Source organism: Streptococcus sp. CM6, from assembly GCF_000526095.1.
Lineage (GTDB): Bacteria > Bacillota > Bacilli > Lactobacillales > Streptococcaceae > Streptococcus > Streptococcus oralis_BW.
On the sequence record NZ_JATS01000006.1, the window covers coordinates 57,426 to 75,372 of the forward strand.

The 17,947-nt window shown below is 38.4% G+C and carries 21 protein-coding genes; 1 reads left to right on the forward strand and 20 read right to left on the reverse strand.

The window, feature by feature from the left end; all coding sequences use genetic code 11:
* Positions 1-232 precede the first annotated feature (232 nt).
* The 13 genes from lacD to HMPREF1516_RS01615 form a co-directional block, all read right to left on the reverse strand.
* Entirely contained in the window at positions 233-1,213 is a 981-nt protein-coding gene (gene lacD / locus HMPREF1516_RS01555; protein WP_033605643.1) for a tagatose-bisphosphate aldolase, read from the reverse strand.
* A 1-nt stretch (position 1,214) separates the two neighbouring features.
* Positions 1,215-2,144, reverse strand: coding sequence for a tagatose-6-phosphate kinase (locus HMPREF1516_RS01560; protein ID WP_033605644.1), 930 nt, complete (start codon positions 2,142-2,144; stop codon positions 1,215-1,217).
* A gap of 10 nt (positions 2,145-2,154) precedes the next feature.
* Positions 2,155-2,670, reverse strand: a complete 516-nt coding sequence (gene lacB / locus HMPREF1516_RS01565; protein ID WP_001216913.1) for a galactose-6-phosphate isomerase subunit LacB — start codon at positions 2,668-2,670, stop codon at positions 2,155-2,157.
* Between the two features lie 30 nt (positions 2,671-2,700).
* Positions 2,701-3,126 (reverse strand): galactose-6-phosphate isomerase subunit LacA, encoded by a 426-nt coding sequence (gene lacA, locus HMPREF1516_RS01570; protein ID WP_033605645.1) that lies wholly within the window; start codon positions 3,124-3,126, stop codon positions 2,701-2,703.
* A 285-nt stretch (positions 3,127-3,411) separates the two neighbouring features.
* The gene (locus tag HMPREF1516_RS09725; protein WP_084647623.1) at positions 3,412-4,308 is read right to left on the reverse strand and encodes an aldose 1-epimerase family protein; all 897 of its coding nucleotides are present in this window, start codon (positions 4,306-4,308) and stop codon (positions 3,412-3,414) included.
* A 98-nt stretch (positions 4,309-4,406) separates the two neighbouring features.
* Entirely contained in the window at positions 4,407-5,882 is a 1,476-nt protein-coding gene (locus HMPREF1516_RS01580; protein WP_033605646.1) for a PTS galactitol transporter subunit IIC, read from the reverse strand.
* Between the two features lie 46 nt (positions 5,883-5,928).
* A complete protein-coding gene (locus tag HMPREF1516_RS01585) occupies positions 5,929-6,234 on the reverse strand; it encodes a PTS sugar transporter subunit IIB (RefSeq protein WP_000590549.1) in 306 nt (101 codons plus the stop codon).
* Between the two features lie 37 nt (positions 6,235-6,271).
* Positions 6,272-6,748, reverse strand: coding sequence for a PTS sugar transporter subunit IIA (locus tag HMPREF1516_RS01590; protein WP_000521983.1), 477 nt, complete (start codon positions 6,746-6,748; stop codon positions 6,272-6,274).
* Positions 6,749-6,939: 191 nt separating this feature from the next.
* A complete protein-coding gene (locus HMPREF1516_RS01595; RefSeq protein WP_000643949.1) occupies positions 6,940-7,629 on the reverse strand; it encodes a sugar phosphate nucleotidyltransferase in 690 nt (229 codons plus the stop codon).
* An 11-nt stretch (positions 7,630-7,640) separates the two neighbouring features.
* Positions 7,641-8,519, reverse strand: coding sequence for a DMT family transporter (locus HMPREF1516_RS01600; protein WP_000791835.1), 879 nt, complete (start codon positions 8,517-8,519; stop codon positions 7,641-7,643).
* A 1-nt stretch (position 8,520) separates the two neighbouring features.
* Positions 8,521-9,378 carry a phosphotransferase family protein gene (locus tag HMPREF1516_RS01605; protein ID WP_000413106.1) on the reverse strand — a complete coding sequence of 286 codons (858 nt, stop codon included), beginning with the start codon at positions 9,376-9,378 and terminating at the stop codon, positions 8,521-8,523.
* A gap of 16 nt (positions 9,379-9,394) precedes the next feature.
* A complete protein-coding gene (locus HMPREF1516_RS01610) occupies positions 9,395-10,417 on the reverse strand; it encodes a ribitol-5-phosphate dehydrogenase (RefSeq protein ID WP_033605647.1) in 1,023 nt (340 codons plus the stop codon).
* A gap of 4 nt (positions 10,418-10,421) precedes the next feature.
* Complete coding sequence (locus HMPREF1516_RS01615) at positions 10,422-11,129, reverse strand: IspD/TarI family cytidylyltransferase (RefSeq protein ID WP_033605648.1); 708 nt, start codon at positions 11,127-11,129, stop codon at positions 10,422-10,424.
* Between the two features lie 440 nt (positions 11,130-11,569).
* Between HMPREF1516_RS01615 and HMPREF1516_RS01620 the strand changes: the two genes are divergently transcribed.
* Positions 11,570-11,869, forward strand: coding sequence for a YbaB/EbfC family nucleoid-associated protein (locus HMPREF1516_RS01620; RefSeq protein WP_000981516.1), 300 nt, complete (start codon positions 11,570-11,572; stop codon positions 11,867-11,869).
* Between the two features lie 37 nt (positions 11,870-11,906).
* On the opposite strand, the gene HMPREF1516_RS01625 is transcribed toward HMPREF1516_RS01620, so the two are convergent.
* The 7 genes from HMPREF1516_RS01625 to glmU all read right to left on the reverse strand — a co-directional run bounded on the left by HMPREF1516_RS01625 (position 11,907) and on the right by glmU (position 17,888).
* On the reverse strand, positions 11,907-13,670 hold the full coding sequence (locus HMPREF1516_RS01625) for a glycerophosphoryl diester phosphodiesterase membrane domain-containing protein (protein ID WP_033605649.1): 1,764 nt from the start codon (positions 13,668-13,670) through the stop codon (positions 11,907-11,909).
* An 8-nt stretch (positions 13,671-13,678) separates the two neighbouring features.
* Positions 13,679-14,269: a 3'-5' exonuclease gene (locus HMPREF1516_RS01630; RefSeq protein ID WP_033605650.1), complete on the reverse strand. Its 591-nt coding sequence runs from the start codon at positions 14,267-14,269 to the stop codon at positions 13,679-13,681.
* A gap of 82 nt (positions 14,270-14,351) precedes the next feature.
* On the reverse strand, positions 14,352-14,846 hold the full coding sequence (gene rocS, locus HMPREF1516_RS01635; protein ID WP_000021248.1) for a chromosome segregation protein RocS: 495 nt from the start codon (positions 14,844-14,846) through the stop codon (positions 14,352-14,354).
* 76 nt (positions 14,847-14,922) lie between these two features.
* Entirely contained in the window at positions 14,923-15,615 is a 693-nt protein-coding gene (locus tag HMPREF1516_RS01640; protein ID WP_033605651.1) for a 5'-methylthioadenosine/adenosylhomocysteine nucleosidase, read from the reverse strand.
* A 15-nt stretch (positions 15,616-15,630) separates the two neighbouring features.
* Positions 15,631-15,942 (reverse strand): cell wall synthase accessory phosphoprotein MacP, encoded by a 312-nt coding sequence (macP, locus tag HMPREF1516_RS01645; protein ID WP_007521803.1) that lies wholly within the window; start codon positions 15,940-15,942, stop codon positions 15,631-15,633.
* A gap of 11 nt (positions 15,943-15,953) precedes the next feature.
* Positions 15,954-16,499, reverse strand: coding sequence for an NUDIX hydrolase (locus HMPREF1516_RS01650; protein WP_033605652.1), 546 nt, complete (start codon positions 16,497-16,499; stop codon positions 15,954-15,956).
* A gap of 9 nt (positions 16,500-16,508) precedes the next feature.
* On the reverse strand, positions 16,509-17,888 hold the full coding sequence (gene glmU / locus HMPREF1516_RS01655; protein ID WP_000073751.1) for a bifunctional UDP-N-acetylglucosamine diphosphorylase/glucosamine-1-phosphate N-acetyltransferase GlmU: 1,380 nt from the start codon (positions 17,886-17,888) through the stop codon (positions 16,509-16,511).
* Positions 17,889-17,947: the final 59 nt, after the last annotated feature.

Below are 17,947 nucleotides of genomic sequence, written 5' to 3' on the forward strand. Positions count from 1 at the left end.
AACCTCCTTTTGTATCTTAAAGGTATATGAGTACAAAAAATGACCACAAATGAACTAGAAAATCCTTTGATTTCTAATCCACCTGTGATCATGCCTAATATTACTTAGTAACACTCACCTTGTATTAACTTGTGATTTAAGTATAACACAAGTAAGTTATTTTGTAAACCTTTACATGTAACTTTTTTTAAAAATTTTTTTAGATTCATGTTCCTAAACTAGGAGGAAGATTTTACACGCGTTCTTTCCATGAAGTCGCTGTTGTTTGAAGAACCTTGTTGAGTTCGTCAATGTTTTCAAAACCAGTTGTGCGAAGCCATTCGCGAGCTGCTGCTTCACCATCTTTGATGTAAGCTTCAACTGATCCAGCCCATGTAGCACGGCCACAAAGAACACCATTGAAATTTGCACCTGATTCATGGGCAAATACAAGAGTATCTTGGAAGAGTTTAGCTGATACACCAGCACTCAAGTAGATGTATGGCAAGTTAGTTGCTTCATCTTGTGCTTTGAAGAAGGCTGCCGCTTCTTCACGTGTATGCACGATTTCACCATCACCAAAGCCTTCAACGTATTTAACATTGACTGGAACTTCTACTTTCAAGACATCGATGTTAAAGCGTGGGTCTGAGAAGACCTTCATAGCACCAATAACCTTGTGTGGTTTCACTTTAGCGTATTCAGCAGAACCTGCGTCAGCGATTTTTTCATCGTAAGCGAGGATTTCAAGGAAGAAAGGAATGTCTTCTGCCACACACTCAGAGCCGATGCGTTCGATGTAGGCTTGTTTTTGTTGGTTGAGTTCGTCAGCGCTGTCTACGTCATAGTAAAGCAAGAACTTCACAGCGTCAGCGCCTTGTTCCTTGATGCGTTTTGCAGACCAAACATCCAAACAGTCAGGCAAGCGTTTGGTGCTTGTTGTGTCGTAGCCAGTTTTCTCATAAGCAAGGAGAAGGCCAGCATTTGGATCAAGCGCTTTTGTAGCTGGAAGACCATATTCAGGGTCAAGAAGCATAGAGGATGCGTATTTAGTCAATTCATCTGCAACCAATACTTTCAGTTCTTCCATTTGAGCCACTGTTGGTTCTTCTGTTTGGTGTTGAGCCATGAGGCGTTTCAAAGCACCACGTTGGTCAAATGCAAGAGCTGAGATGATACCATTTTCGTCAGAAAGTTTTTCTAAGCGTGCACGTTTTTGTTCTGTTAAAGCCATTTTATACCTCTTTTACTATTAATTGATCATATAGAGCTTGATAGTTGGCCATGTTGACATGACCAGTCATTTTTTCTTGAGCATTGAGCATACCAAGGACATTTGCCTTGATGAGTAATTCTGCATCCGATTCTTTGTGAAGAAGTCCTGAAGAAATTCCTGCCACAGTAGAGTCTCCAGATCCAACAGGATTTACTACCTGAATTCTAGGAATATCTACCTTGTAGAAAGTGTCACCATGTTTGGCAAAGGCACCGTTGGCACCAAGTGAAACGATAATCCATTCAATACCTGCAAACAAAGGTTCTTGAAGTACTTCTTTTAATTCATCCAAATCCTCAGAAACTTCTCTTCCTAGAAGCTGGGACAATTCCTCATTATTTGGTTTGATGACTGTTGGTTTATGTGGTGATTCAAGAACCGCCTGAAGTGCTGCACCAGAGCAGTCCAAAACAACAGGCTTGCCAGCTTGATTAGCAAGTTCTACCAAGCTCGCATAGTAATCAACTGGAAGGCCAGCTGGCAGACTACCTGAGATAGCTACTACTTCAACTGACTCCAAGAGTTTTTTGAAATGTTCCAAAAAGTCTTGACCTTCCTGTTCCAATACTTCAGGACCTTTTTCAAGAACTTCTGTTTGGTTGTCTCCGTGAAGAATAGCGATACAGTTACGAGTTTCTCCCTGAATTGAGAAGAAATCTTTCTTTACTTGATCATCGATATTTTCAACCAAAAACTCACCATGTTTACCACCCACTAAACCAGTAGCAAGAACAGAATCTCCAAATTCTGAAAGTACTCGGGTAACATTGAGGCCCTTACCACCAGCCGTTTTGGTTACATCCACCACACGATTGACAGTATCAATCTTTAACTCATCCAAGGGATAGGAAATATCAATGGATGGGTTCATTGTGACTGTTAAAATCATAGGTCACCTCTTAGTCGTGGTATTCTCCGCGATCCCATTTTTCAAGGAATTCAGTGAAGAAGTTTGCGTCTGTTTGTTGAGCATTATGACTTTCAACGTGTTCAATTTTCGCAATCAATTTCTTGTTTTCTTCAGATGGTTTGTATTCAGCATGGATGAAAGCTTCGATGATATCACACATGAGCAATTCACCAGTAATCTTACCACCAAAACCGATAACGTTGGCGTTCAATTGTTCTTTAGCATAAAGAGCTGTTGTCATATCACGAACCAAGGCAGAACGAACACCAGGAACTTTATTTACAGCGTTGTTGATACCAACACCAGTACCACAGATACATACCCCAAGATCAGCTTGACCACTAGTTACAGCTTCCCCTACTTTTTTACCAAATATTGGGTAGTGAGTACGTGTATGGTCATATGTACCAAAGTCAATGACTTCATATCCTTTTGATTTCAAAAATTCTGAAACCGCCATTTTTTCATCTGTTACGATGTGGTCACATCCAATTGCAATTCTCATTTTTAACTTACCTTTCTTACTGTAATCTAATTAGCACATTTTGTTCAACATGTCGACACGAATTTGGTGACGTCCACCATCGTATTTACCGTTAACAAATCCTTTAGCGATATTTTTAGCCAATTCATCACCGACAATTTGTGCACCCATAGTGATCATACGTGAGTTGTTGTGTCCACGAGTCATATAAGCTGAACGTTCGTCAGATACTTCTGCAGCAACCATTCCTTTGATCTTAGTTGCGACCATAAATGGACCTGCTCCATAAGCATCAATCACGATACCAAGGTTTTGTTCTTCTTTGTTTACTTCTGCAGCAACAGCAAGAGTCACATCAACAAAGTCTTGACCTTCAGCTGTAACATCCACAACGTGGAAGTTTTCTTTTTCCAAGAAGTCTTTCACAACTTCTTTCAATCTCAAACCTGCAGCATCTGCACCGATAACAATAGACATATTGTATACTCCTTTTATTTTTCTAGGCTAGTAAAAACTTTTATGGTTAGCAGTTTACCTACAAAAAGTTTTCTAGCAGTTTATTGACAAATTGGATTGAATGAGATGAATGACACCTTATTCAAGTTTAGGAAATCAGTTTCCTAGAAATAATCTTTCTCTACGAAAGAGAATATAACAAGTGATTGTTTGTTTGCGACAAACATCATTTGTTGCTTACAAACATAATATACTCCTATTTCTTAAAAAAGTCAACAATTAATGTTTGTTTTTGTGTTTTTTTAATTAAAAAATTTCGATATCAAAACCAATTTGATCCACTTGACCAGGTTCTAGGAGACGAACATTCTTCTTATCTTCTAGATGATCTCCTTCTTCAAGGGATGTTGACAAGCCAGACCAGGGTTCAAAAGCAATGAAAGGACCTTTATTCAAAGTTGACCAGATAATGAGATTTGGAAACTCTGTAAAGTGCACTTTCAATCCCTTATCATGTTTACGAGAACGAAGGGCAATTGTTCTAGATTGCAATTCATCTAAGGTGACTGCATCAGTGCTGAAAAGATCATAGCTGAGGTCTAATTCTTTTTGACCTTCTAGCCATGGACTTCTATCTTGAAAATCAAGCATACCTGTTTCTGGGAAAGGACGTGGAACAGAGCAAGTCTCTTCTTTTTCAAACTCTAGATAATAATCTTCATAGACTTCATCATCAAGCAGAGGACAATTAAATCCTGGATGTCCACCAATAAAGTAAGGCATGACCTTGCTAATTTCTTTATTAAATATTTTGTATTGAGTCCGCACTGTCTTTCCAGTAAGGATATAAGTGATTTCTAAGCGGAAATGATAAGGGTAGTTCTGATAGCTATTCTCATCGTCTTCAATTGCAAAAGTCACACTATTATCTGTCTGTTCAACTAATTCAAATTCTTTCTTGCGAACCAAACCATGACGAGGAATCTTTCCTTTGCTTTCATGCCCCTTCTCATCTATATAAAGTGCTGTATCCTCTCTCAATGAACCACAAATGGGAAAGAGAACAGGAGCTTGTCCACTCCAATAAGTAGCATCTCCTTGCCACAAATATTCAAGTCCCTCAGCATCTTTTATAGAAGAAAGAGCCCCACCAAAACTGTTAAATTGAACTCTTAATTGTTCTGATTTTAATTCAATTACCATTATTTTCTCCGATTTCTTGATAGTTTATAAAAAACTAGGTTGTCACTCCTAATGGTATGACAACCTAGTTTCAACAATTTACATTTTATAGGAGCGCATTATTTTGCTTTTGCTGCGTACTCTTCGTTACGTTTGATCATTTGTTTTCTGTACCATGCAAAGATACCGATATAGAATACAAGGAAGACTACAGCACCAAGGATTGCTTTGATATCACCAGTTGTAGTGTTACCAATTGTCCAACCAAGAAGTTTTTCGATTGGTCCTTCAAGAGTTGAGTGAGTAATCAATTGAGTTTCGCTCACACCTGCTGGGAAGGCACCTACACCTTTAGCAAGTTCTGTTGCAAATGGTGCAATAAGTGTACCTGAAAGAAGGAAGAGTGGCAACAAGAGTGTTCCGAAGATAATCATACGGAGCAATTTACCACGAGTTACAACCAAGAGAGCTGGAGTAACACCCATAGCGATGATACCTGCAAGTGGCAAGATACCATTTCCGACTTTTGAAAGAAGCACAGCTTCAATCAACATGATTGGTGCAAGTACGTTGGCACAAGCCCAGATTTCAGCACGACCAGCGATGAATGGCCAGTCAAGACCGATGTTGAATTTACGTCCTTGAAGACGTTTAGTAGCAACGTTTGTAATACCTTGTGAAAGTGGTTCTACGGCAGCGATGAACCATGAACCGATAAGTGAGAAGAGTTCCAAAGATACACCGGCAGTCAAACCAAGAGACAACCATCCTTTGATAACAAGACGCCATTTATCTGCATCCGCAACCCCTTCAATTGGATGTGGAGTTCCCATAATACCGATAACAATACCAAGAATGAAACCGATAAAGAATTTAGATCCCCAGAAACCGATTTTTTTGTTCAATTTAGCAGCATCAAAGTCATATTTATCAAGACCTGGGAAGAATTTTTCAAAAATCTTATCCAAAACCATGATAACTGGGTTCATCATGTAGTTCATGTGAGTTGATGTCATTGGTGATGAACTTGGAGCGTTAAGAAGGTCATCAAATGTAGGTTTCATCAAGTCAGAGTTGATAATTTTCAACACACCAACAAGAACGATAGCTGCTGTAGCAATCAAGAGTGAAACCCCTTGGCTCACACCATTGTTGTCTGCATACCATTTAATCAAAAGACCTGTGATAGACAAGTGCCAGATATCGAAGATATCGACGTCAAGTGTATCAGTTTTCTTCATAGCAAGCATTACTACGTTGACAATCAACATGATAAGCAAGAAGTAAAGTGTCCAAGCAGATCCCCAAGTGATTGTTGCAAGTGGTGCCCAACCAACGTCAGTGATACTCAATTGGATACCAGTGTTTTCAACGAATTTTGCAAGTGATGCTGAGAAAGCACCATTTAGCATACCGATGATAGCACCGATACCTGTAAGAGCGATGGCAAGTTTGATACCACCTTCAAGCGCTTTGGAGAATTTAACTCCAAAAAGTAAAGCCAATACTGTCAAAATGATTAACATGATGACAGGTCCACCCATATCTAAGACGGGTGTAAAGACCTTTTTGATTAGGTCAAAGATTGCATCCATAACAGTTCCTCCCTTTTTATTTTATATGAATGTTAACAAATTAAAATTAGCTTAATCCGTGCTCTTTGATAGCTGCTTCAATATTATCAAATACTGGAGCACTCATTGCTGGGATACGGAATAAGATTGGTCCAGCTTCGATAACTGGAATACCTGGGTCAAAACCAAGATCTGTTGCAGCAATTGGTGTAAAAATGTCATAACCTTTGATAAGGTCTTCATTAACGTCTTTGACCATAACTGCATCACAGTGAACATCATAACCACGATTTGATAGTTCTTCTTCTAGAGCACTTTTAATTTGGTGACTTGAGTTAACACCTGCACCGCAGGCAGCAAGAATTTTAATCATTTGGATTTCCTCCGATTTTATATTTTAATAAACAAGATTAAGCTGTTGCTTCAGCAATATAAGCATAAAGTTTTTCTGGTTCAGAAATTTTTGATAGATCTTCTAGATGATCCTTCCCTGTAAAGAAATCCATCAACTGAGCCAGAATATTCGTTTGACTTGAACTTGAATTGTTAATGATAAAGAAGAGCAGTGAAACTTCAACCTCTCTATCAGGAGCAATCATATTGTGAAAAGTTACTGGTTTTTCTAATCGAACAACCACTACTTTCTCAGCTAGATTATGGACAATATCTGTATGAGGAATCGCAACATTTGGTAGATCTTTCCCCAAAAATTCCATATCTAAGCCAGTTGGAAATGACTTCTCACGCGCGATCAAGGCTTCACGATAAGTTGGAGTAACGATTTCTCGTTCTTCCAATAAGGTTGCCACCTGATTAAACAGTTGTTCTTGATTATCCGCTTCTAAGCAAAACACCAGGTTTTTGTCAAAGAAATGATCTAATCCCATAACCTTTTCCCTTCTTTCAATTATCTTTTATGGTATAAGTATAACACTATATGAAATCGTTGTCAATATTTTTTTGTTTTATTTTGTTCATTTTTTTGTAATTTTTGTTTTGTTTAAAGAATATAATCAATATCAAACATTTCTATTTTAAAATCTACAAAAAAAGAAGGCTCAAGCCTTCTTCTCTTTCCTTACTCAATAGTAGATAAAATCTCTTCTAACTTATGGTAATCTTTTACACTATCAATTTCATAAATGCTATTGTCTTCTAATTCTTCAACATACACATCTAATTCTTTGATATTATCCTTAACCATGTTGTCCCAGTAGAGATCTACAAATTCACCACTTGCATATGCTTTGTCAATAAAGCCAACAATCTTCTCTGCAGTTGGAGCATCCCAGAATGAAACCCCACTCAAAATGCGACCAGCTTTGCTGTCAACAATGATGTCTTGAACCTTATAGTCATCACCATAAACCAAGAACCACTCGTTCGTACAGTCTTCACGATAAACGCTGAAATAGGTAGAACGTTTGAGATCGTTTCTAAACATATTTTTGAAAAGATAGTTATCTGCATCGATGACGTAGCTGTTAGCCAAATCTTCTTTTACTAGATAAAGTGAGTAAAAGTTATTGTAATCAGCATACTTGTCGTTAAAGACTAAACGGACACCATATTTTTCTTTTAGGTAGTCAAATTGTTCTTTGAGGTAACCGACAACTATGATAATCTCATCAATTCCTCTCTCTTTCAAAAACTCGATTTGGTATTCTACCAAAGGTTTTTGATTAACCTTAACCAAAGCTTTTGGGGTATTTTCAGTCATAGGGCGCAGACGAGTTCCTAATCCCGCTGCTAAAATAATCGCTTTCACATGAATCTCCTTTATTCTTTAATAATAATATAAACACCAGCCATAACAATAAGTGAAGTGATAATTGTCAGCATATCTAGCGGTGCACCTAAGAAAATAGCTGCAAATAAGACAGTCCAAACTACATAGCTCACATTCAAACCTGTTGCTTTCGCAGGTTGCAAACGATTAATAGCGATATAATAAGCTAAGTAGGAAATCATATCAAAGGCCGCAAAGACAATCAAGAGGCCGAATAATTGCCCATCTGCCACTTCTGCAAATGAATGGTGAGAAAAGAGCACAATCACAAGATAGGACAAGAATGAGGTTACTTGTCGGATTAACAAGGCTTCAATTTCACTTAATTCACTTTCCATGGCGTAGGAACTAAGAACACTTTCACTCCCCCAGGCAATGGCACAGATAAGGGCACAAAGAATCCCAATGTAAAACGAGTTTACTTGTTCAACCTTGTAAGTCTGAGCAATGATCGCTGCAATAATCAAGAAAACACCGAATACTGTATTCTTTGAAACCTTGTGTTTCAAAATGAAGAAGGCGAGCAAAACTGAAATTGCTGGGTAAATAGCCGATACAGATGAAGCTAGAGAACTACCGATATATTTAACCGCATAAAGATTGGCCTGCATGCCTATTGGTCCTGCTAGTAAAGCTCCGATAATTACACTTACATTTCGAATATTTAAGAAAATCGAGAGGCGAACTTTTCCTTCTTTTACCAAAAGAAAAGCTAACAAGATAAAGATACTCAAGAAATCATGAGCAGCAGCTACCACAAAAGGCGAAAGATTTGTAAAAATTGAAAAGATATAAGCACTAATCGTTAGACCTAATCCCCAGAAGATACCAGAGAGCAGACCAAAGGAAACACCATTTTTATTCTTCATCCTAACCTCCATAATAAGTCAAACCTTCGACAGCTCTTTGGTAACGGTTGATACCATAATCTCCAAAATCAGCTCCTTGAGCTTCTTTGTACACTGTCCACAAACTCCAGATAGTATCTTGCAAGATTTTATAGATACGAATCTTCTCACGTGATACAGGCGTTTTGTCACTTTCATAGTAGGAAAGGAAATCATCTTCCTCTTGCTTTGTAAATTCAGACTCTAAGAAAAGAGCTGCCAAATCCCACATCGGGTCATTCATAGAAGAGTATTCCCAGTCAATCAAATACAAACGACCTTGTGGTGACTCGATAAAGTTTTCTGGTACCAAATCGATATGACAGGATTTTCTATCAACACCCAAATCAGCCAATCTCTTTTCTAGTGAAAATACATCTTTTCTTACAGCTTCATAGTTTTCATAAGGGATAGCTCCCTCAATCAAGGATTCATATTTGCTGATTTCCTCAAAAGGAGCAAACTCTCCTCTTAATTCTTTCCCTGAAGCATGGATGGTTTGTAAAATTGGTGCAATCTTTTCAAACTTGGACTTGATTGATGTTGAATCAAGAGTTACTGCTGATTCGATGTACTCATTTACTTTAATCCCTGACTCAATATCAAAAAGATAATTTTTGACATCTAAATCTAAATCCTCTAAAAGTTCAAGATTGTACTTTTCATTTTGACGATTGATGAGTTTTTCAGTCCCTTTACCAAAAAATTTCACAATATACTGTTTGTTGGTTGTTTTAACCAAATAGTTTTGATTGGTCATGCCTCCCAGCTGTTCAACACTGAGTACTTCCTCTTCATTAGATAGCAAAGAAGAAATTTTTTCTCTGATGAGTTTCTCCACAATTAACCTCCATCTTCTAAACTTCCCACTTAAATACTGTTTTAAAAGCAGTATTTAGGTCGGTGGCAAAGACACGATGAATGTCCTTGATTTCTCTCACCGGTTCTTCGACGTAAAGAATATTTTTCAGACGATTCGCAAACTTTTTAACTTCCATCATCTGTATTGCATTTTCAAAATCAATTCGTCCTGATCGAGACGAACCGACCAATAATAAACCTTTTTCTAAAGAGTCTCGTGTATTGATATTGACCTTGTACTCGCTCACTCCCATCATGAGAATCGTTCCCTGAGGTCGAATGTAACGAATCAAGTCATTGATAGCTGGTCCCGTGCCATCACCACCGCAACACTCAAATCCATGATCAAAGGTCAAATCTTCTGGTATATTATCAGTAATGTAGCACTCTTTTGCAAAAGAGAAGAGCTCTAGTTTTTCCCAATGGCGACCAATCACGATAATCTCAGCTTCTGGTAGAGTGTAATTGATAATATTGGCAACCACAAAAGCCAAACTGCCATCTCCGATAACTGCGATGCGCTCTCGCTTGCTATGAGCAAGATTTAAGAAACGATCCATGGCATGCATACCAACACTTACAAACTCAGTAATTGCTGCAACTGTATCTTCGATATCATTATAAGAAACGACTCGGTCTTTTGGAAGAGAGACAAATTCTCTCATAAAGCCATCATAACCACTAGATAGGAAGTAGGTTCCTGTCATGTAGTTCTCGTAGAACTCCTTGTCACTCTGCATAGGCGGTTGATTTGGAATCATAACTACCTTTTGACCGACTTCATAAGTACCAGTTGGATCTGATATAACAGTTCCACAAGACTCGTGAATCATAGCCATAGGAAGCTTTTTAGCCAATATCTTTGGATCACGTTTTCCTTGATAGTAACGTTGATCCGCATGACAAACCGCCATATAATTTGGACGAATCAGGATATGATTCTCCTGATCAATGTCCTCTTCTTGGTATTTTACATTGATAAACTTTGGTTTGGTCAGTTGATAAATTTGATTAATCATAGCCTTAGTCTTTCTCAATCATGCTTTTCGCGATTTTTAAGTCTGTCACAGTTGTGATTTTGAGGTTTGAATATTCCCCTTTAGCTAGGGCAACGTCTTTACCTTTGATAACAAAAATCTTACATGCATCCGTCAGGATTTCCTTTTCTTGATCAGATAGGGACCCATACAAGTCCATGAAATCCTTGCATCGGAAGGTTTGAGGTGTTTGACCTTGATAGAGGTGAGCACGATTTGGAATATCAGTGATAAACTGACCATTGGTACTTTCAACAATGGTATCAACCGCTTCTACTACTGTGTCAACCGCATCATGATTTTGGGCCAGTTTGATATTGTCCTGAATCATGCGAAGTGTGATAAATGGACGAACAGAGTCATGCGTAATCACAATATCTTCTGGAGTAATTGGACGGTAGGCATCAATAGCTTCAACAATCTTCTCAATACTGCTATTACGATCAGCACCACCTTTGGTAATGATGATACGATCCTTGTGAAGAGAAAGATACTTGTCAACTAGGTCCTCGGCGTGTGACACCCAGTCTCCATGAACTCCAACTACAATTTTTTCAATACTTGGTTCTAAGACGAATTTTTCAATTGTGTGGATCAAAATAGGTCGATCACCCAGCTCCAAGAATTGTTTTGGTAAATTACTGATTCCCATGCGTGTGCCAGTTCCTCCGGCTAGGATTCCTGCATAGATCATTTATATTCTCCTTTAGTTTATTCTAAAAAACTCATTACTATCTATTATATCACAATCTGCCTCCATCATGAAGAAAAGACAGAGCATCATTTAGTCTAATCAACACACCATTTAAGATAAAAAGTGAACAATATCTTACTAAATCTGGAAAGACCATAACAAATTAAGAAATAAAATTAGGTTATCCTCTATATTCTCCTCTCAACGTTCGGTTAATATAGAGTTTTTTAGAATATAATAGAAACCTTAAAGAAAACTTAAATGAAATTATTTGTTTAGCAAAGAATACTAGGTGTACATAGTAAATTTCTTAAAAGTTTTTTGAGAGACTCATTATAAAAGTTCATATATCTCATGAATTAAACAAATAATAGACTTTTGAACCTAAAATTGATAAAATAAAAAAGAAAAAAATAGAAAAAAGGAAACTGTAAACCGCTATGATGAACATGCAGAACATGATGCGCCAAGCACAAAAACTTCAAAAACAAATGGAACAAAGTCAAGCAGAACTTGCCGCGATGGAATTTGTCGGAAAATCTGCTCAAGACCTTGTCCAAGCAACTTTGACTGGAGACAAAAAAGTTGTCAGCATTGACTTCAATCCAGCAGTTGTAGATCCAGAAGATCTCGAAACACTTTCTGACATGACTGTTCAAGCGATTAACGCTGCACTTGAACAAATTGATGAAACAACTAAGAAGAAACTCGGTGCTTTCGCTGGAAAATTGCCTTTCTAATCCACAAAAAAAGAGAAACAGATGTTTCTCTTTTTTTTTAGAAATCAAAGAATTCCATTGCTTTCTTTAAGAGTAATTCCGTATATTCCGGATCGTCTTGAGCCATTGTGACTTGTGATTGGACCATTTCTAGGTCATCTGTTATCATGCCATCTGCTCCAAGTCTGACTGCCTTATCAAAGGACTCAGAACTATTCACAGTCCAAACATATAGTTTCTGATCTGTTGTCCAAAGTTTATTGACAAAGTATTCATCCAAAGTTGAATACTCCATGGTATAACCAGTCGCCTTGGTTCTTGGAAACACACTATTATATGGCAGGATGAAGTAAACTGGAATTTCAGAATCATAAGCCAAGACCTTATCAATCACATGATAGTCTAGTGACTGCATCTGGTGGCCATATTTCTTGATCGTCATTCCATACTTTTCAAGGAAATGGTCCATCATTTGCGGACTATCTTTTTTACTGGTTTTAATCTCAATCAGCAATTTTTGGTTTAATGTATTTGCACGTTCTAAATAATCATCAAAACTTGAAATCTTTGTTTGATAACCATTCTCGTAAATATCTGTATTTGTTAATTCATCCAGAGTTAAGTCTTGCGGTGCTGCATTAATTCTTGCTAGCGATTTAAGGTTAGCGTCGTGCATCATCACGAACTGGCCATCTTTCGTTTCTTGCACATCCATCTCAATGAAGTCTGGTTTTAGTTGGGCTGTCTTTTCTAAAGACTGTACCGTATTTTGAACACCATTTTTATTACTTACTCCTCTGTGTGAAATCACTAAAGGTGTATTGGTATCCGGAGACTCCAGATAGATGTAACCTTCTAAAGCAAAGAAGATACTTGCACACCCCATGACTCCCCACCTCATCAAATAGTCTTTCTTTCTTCTTGGCATGATTTCCAACTCTTCTTCTGTCAGGAAGGAAACAAACTTCACTAGGAAATAAGTCAGAGTCATGTAATAGAGGTTTTTAATCAAGATAAAATTAATCACACCAAGAATCAAGGATTCTTTTTGAGTAAAATTATCCATTACCGCCTGAGCAAAGAGCAAGGGAATTAACAAGACAAAGAAGAAGAGATAGGTTTTAATGATAATGAGAAGCAAGTTCCAAGCATAGAAGAGAACGTGTTTTTTTGTCTTTAGCAGACTATATTTCACTCCCTCTCTCACTGTTTTCTTCTCAAAGATAATCTTAGGAAGGGCAAACATGAAGCGAACAGAAATGTAGAGAAAGATCCAAGCGGCTGCTATGATCAACAGCCCTACCAGCCAGTTCTTATCTTCTAGGTATGTAACGATAAAATCGGGGATAATAATCTTATTGAGATAGTAGATTTTTAAAATTTTTCTAATAAAAGGAAAAAGTAGAGCTACATAAAAGAAGACAAAGGCCATCTTACAAAAGCTCAATCGTTTGACAAATAGAAAGCTCTGGTGAAAGACTTTTCGACTATACTCAATCAAGGTTCTCTTTTCATGGTAGAGAAGGTGCCGCGCCCCAATGAATAGAAGACAAATCTGAAAATAAGCAACCAAGAGATTGATTGCTATTAAGATGAGGAAAGCTAAACTGACAAAAGGTGAGCCTTGAATAATAGCAAGAAAGTTATTGTAAGAAATAAACAAATAACCAGTTTGTCTGAGCAACATCCCTGCAATCCATGAATTCAATGGCAACCAAACAAACTCTACCATCATGAAAATCAAGAAAAATAGAAATAGAATTTTATCTAGGTTATAGTAAATCTTCCTAAAACCTAGCTTTTTAGGTTTTTCAGGTTTCATAGGCACTCCTAGTCTAAAAATTGAGATAAATCTAAACCGCCAAAGGGATTCATAGATAGACTACTCTGTTCTTTCAATAATAGCTTTCCTTCATCCGATTCTAAAAAGGCTTCGTAAACACGTGCTGTCATACGGGCATCTTCTAAACTATTATGCGATTGTCCTTTAAAGCCTAAAAAATTCGCCACGGTTTGCAATTTGAGATTGGCTATGCCGTGTAGGTCAGAACTACGGCGTTCAAAAGCCTCATCATATAGGTCGACCTTATACTGGTCACGATAGTCCAAACCATAATCTAAGAGAATAGGTAAATCACTCTTGGCCGCATTGTAGCCAACGATAGGTGATTTACCAACAAAGGCATGAAAGTCTTTTAAAACTTGCTCGACTTTCGGCGCATCTTTCAAGGTTTCAGCTGTAATTCCAGTCAAACCATTGATAAAACTCTTCAATGGTGCTGTAGTATGGACATAAGAATCAAAAGCTGCACTTTCTTGTCCATCTTGAAAACGGACTGCTGACACTTGAATTAAATGGGTAACCCCTTCGTGTTGATTGAATTCTAAGTCAAAGGCAATATAATCTCTTAATTTTTCCATCTTTTCCCTCAATTTCAACTCGATTTAAAACTATAAATAATAAAAGAAGCCATTAGGTTAGTGAATAACCCAAACAGCTTCTTTATTTTCCTCCAAATAGGCGAGCAAAAAAGCCTTTTTTGGTTGCTTGGACTTCTTCTTTTGCTTGATCCAACTCTAGTTTCAAGGTTTCTTGATCCTTCATGGCTTGAAGAGTTAACTGTTGCTGTTGGTCCAACTGTTTGTCCTTTTCTGCAATCTGACGGTCTTTGATGCGCATCTGCTCATCTTTTTCTGCCAACTGCTGGTCTTTGGCCTTGAGTTGCTCGTACAATCGAAGAATTTCAGCATTTTTCTCATCAACCAATATTTCCATCAGTTCACGTTGTTTGACATCATCACTGACTGGTTCATCTTCAAAAATCGTTTTTTTGTAGATTTCTTCTAGCTTGATCAAGCCACTTCGAGTCACTACAGTTACACCTTTGTCATTTTTTTTCGTGTCCTCTTCTGGAAGTTCTTTGACACGATTATTGATTGCTTGACGAGATAGGCCTAAGACCTCTGCAATCTCACTGACGGTCATTTCAATACTCATAATATCCTCTGAAACGTTTTCTAGCTTTTCTTTATTTAAATCTTATCATAAGCTAGATAAACTGTCAAATTTCCGCTTAATCCAAAGCCTTTAAAAAGGCTAGTAAGACTTGGGCAGAACGACGTCCAGCTTCAATGATAAACTCATCAAATGAGATAGAGGCCTCGTGATTGGCATTGTCACTCATAGCGCGAATGACTAGGAAAGGTAGGTCAAGAGCCTGAGCTGCCTGAGCAATGGCTGCCCCTTCCATTTCAACTGCTAAAACATCTGGAAAGTGGGACTTGATACTAGCAATCTTATCATCCCCAGCTATAAAACTGTCCCCTGTAGCAATCAATCCTATGTGCCAAGTCTGTTCTAACTGAGATAAATTTGTTTGAATCCTAGCGATAAAGTTCTTATCTGAGTCAAAGTAGAGGGGTTGACCAGCCATCTGACCATAAGCATAGCTAAACGCAGTCACATCCACATCATGGTAGACAAGTTTATCCGCAATCACGACATCACCGACGGCAATCCCTTCTGCAACTGCACCTGCCGATCCTGTATTGATAACGGCATCCACTTGGAAGTGGTCAGCTAACACCGCTACACTCATAGCCGACATGACCTTCCCAATCCCACTCTGAACTAGGACAACTTCTGTCTTGCCAACAGTACCAGTGTAGTAAGTATTTCCCAAAACCTGAACTTCTTGAGTTTTGGCCAAATTCTGAGTCAAGTGTAGGAGCTCTTCTGGCATTGCTGCAATGATTCCAATTTTCATTTTATTTCCTTTCGATTACAAGAGTTTCATTGCCAACACTAACAAAATTAAGAGTAGGATGACTGCAAATAAGATACGATTGAGTTTTAAATTAAAAACATTTCTCTTGGTATTCTCAATACGACGGCTCTTATGAATCGTTGGCTCTACTTCGATTGTTAAAGTATCTTGAATAGAATTATAGTCTCTAGAACGTGAATAACCAAAGTTTTGTGAAGAAGTTGATAAAATTTTAGTTTCCTCGTCATCTTGAAGAGGTGGCCCGGAGATTTGCTCACCACGATTGGCACGTTCGATTATTTCATCTGTTAATAAAGGTTTTCCCATGGGTTGCTCCTCTATTTCTTTTGTAGTTCCCAGTACTGGATTGCCATAATAGTCTTGGCATCACAGATATGACCTGACTGGATCAGGTTCTTGGCCTCCTCTAGACTCACTTCTAGGACTTCCAAGGTTTCATCATCGTCTTGCGGACGAGGATTATCTACCTTCGTCAAATCACTTGCGAGGTAGAGTTTTAATTTTTCATTACAAAAACCAATAGCAGAGTAGAAATCATATAGAAGCTCTAACTTACCCGTATAGGCAACTTCCTCCTCCAATTCACGAAGAGCCGCCGACATGGGATCTGCATTTTCACCAATTTCCAGTTTACCAGCAGGAATTTCATAAGAGATAGCTTCAATAGCTTTTCGGTATTGCTTAACAAGGACGATTTTATCCTCAGCTGTCACAGCTAGAACACATACGCCTCCATTGTGAAAAATCAGATCACGTTGGGCAGTTCCCTTCCCTTCTGGTAGTTCCACCTGATCTTGCACCAGCTTAAAAATAGGACCTTGATAGATTTCCTTCCGGCTAATCGTTTTTTCTTCAAATTCCATGATAGACTCCTACTGATTCTTAGGATGATGAGGCAAACGTAGTGCATATTCATCTTTATTAACTTGACGTCCACGTCCAATAGCAATGGCGTCAGCTGGAACATCTTTTGTAATCGTTGAACCAGCTCCAACTAGTGAATTATCACCAAGTTCCACTGGAGCAATGATGGTTGAGTTTGATCCAACAAAGACATTATTGCCAATGACAGTCTTGTACTTATTCTTCCCGTCGTAGTTAACTGTAATCGTGCCTGCGCCAAAGTTAACATGGCTACCTACCTCACAGTTTCCGATATAGGTCAAATGACCTGCCTTGGTATTTTCACCGATTGAAGATCCTTTTACTTCAACAAAGTTTCCAATGTGAACTTGGGAAGCTAGACTTGAGCCTGGACGAATATGAGCATACGGACCGACTGTCACACCATCTGCAACTGTACTTTCCTCAATCATGGAATTCGTAATCACAGCTCCAGCTCCGATAGCACTATCCACGATATAAGTTCCATTTGTTAAAACAGTTTCCGCCCCAATCTTCGTTTGACCTTTCAAGGTAACGTTGGCTTCGATTTGGACTTCAGGAGCAATCTCGACATCAACATCGATGTAAGTTGCTTCTGGATTGACAAAACTAACACCATTAACCATATGCTTTTGGTTGATACGACGGCGCATCACTGCTTCCGCAGTGGCAAGAGCCACACGGTCGTTTACCCCAAGACTTTCATCAAAATCCTTGAGAGTATAGGCGCCAACCTTCTCACCCGCATTACGGAAAATACCAATCACATCAGTAATATAATACTCACCTTGGGCATTGTTGGTGTTGATGTTTTTAAGAGCCTCAAAAAGACGTTCATTGTCAAATACATAAGTTCCTGTATTGATTTCCTTAATTTGCTTTTCAAAGTCTGTGGCATCTTTCTGCTCCACAATGCGAAGAACTTCAGCGTTATCGTTACGGACGATACGACCATACCCAAAAGGATCTGCTGCTTCAGCCGTTAAAATAGTCGCCACATTTTTGTGATTGATATGGAAATCCAAGAGTTTTTTCAAGCTTTCACCTGTAATCAGAGGAGTATCCCCAGCGATAACCAAGGTGTGGCCAGAGCGGTTTTGGAGAATGGGCTCTGCCATCATGACAGCATGCCCAGTTCCTAGTTGTTCCGATTGGGTGACAAAGTCTGTCTGTCCAGCCAAGACTTGCTCAACTAGCTCCGCCTTGTGTCCCACAACAGTGACTGTTTTTTCAGGTTGAATAGCACCAACACTACGAAAAACATGCTCCAACATCGAAATTCCTGCTACCTTATGAAGTACCTTTGGAAGATCTGATTTCATGCGAGTACCTTTACCCGCTGCTAAGATAATGGCATAATTTGACATACTATTCTCTTTTCTGTAAAAATTCCCTTATATTATACCATAATTTACTTCCTTAGGAG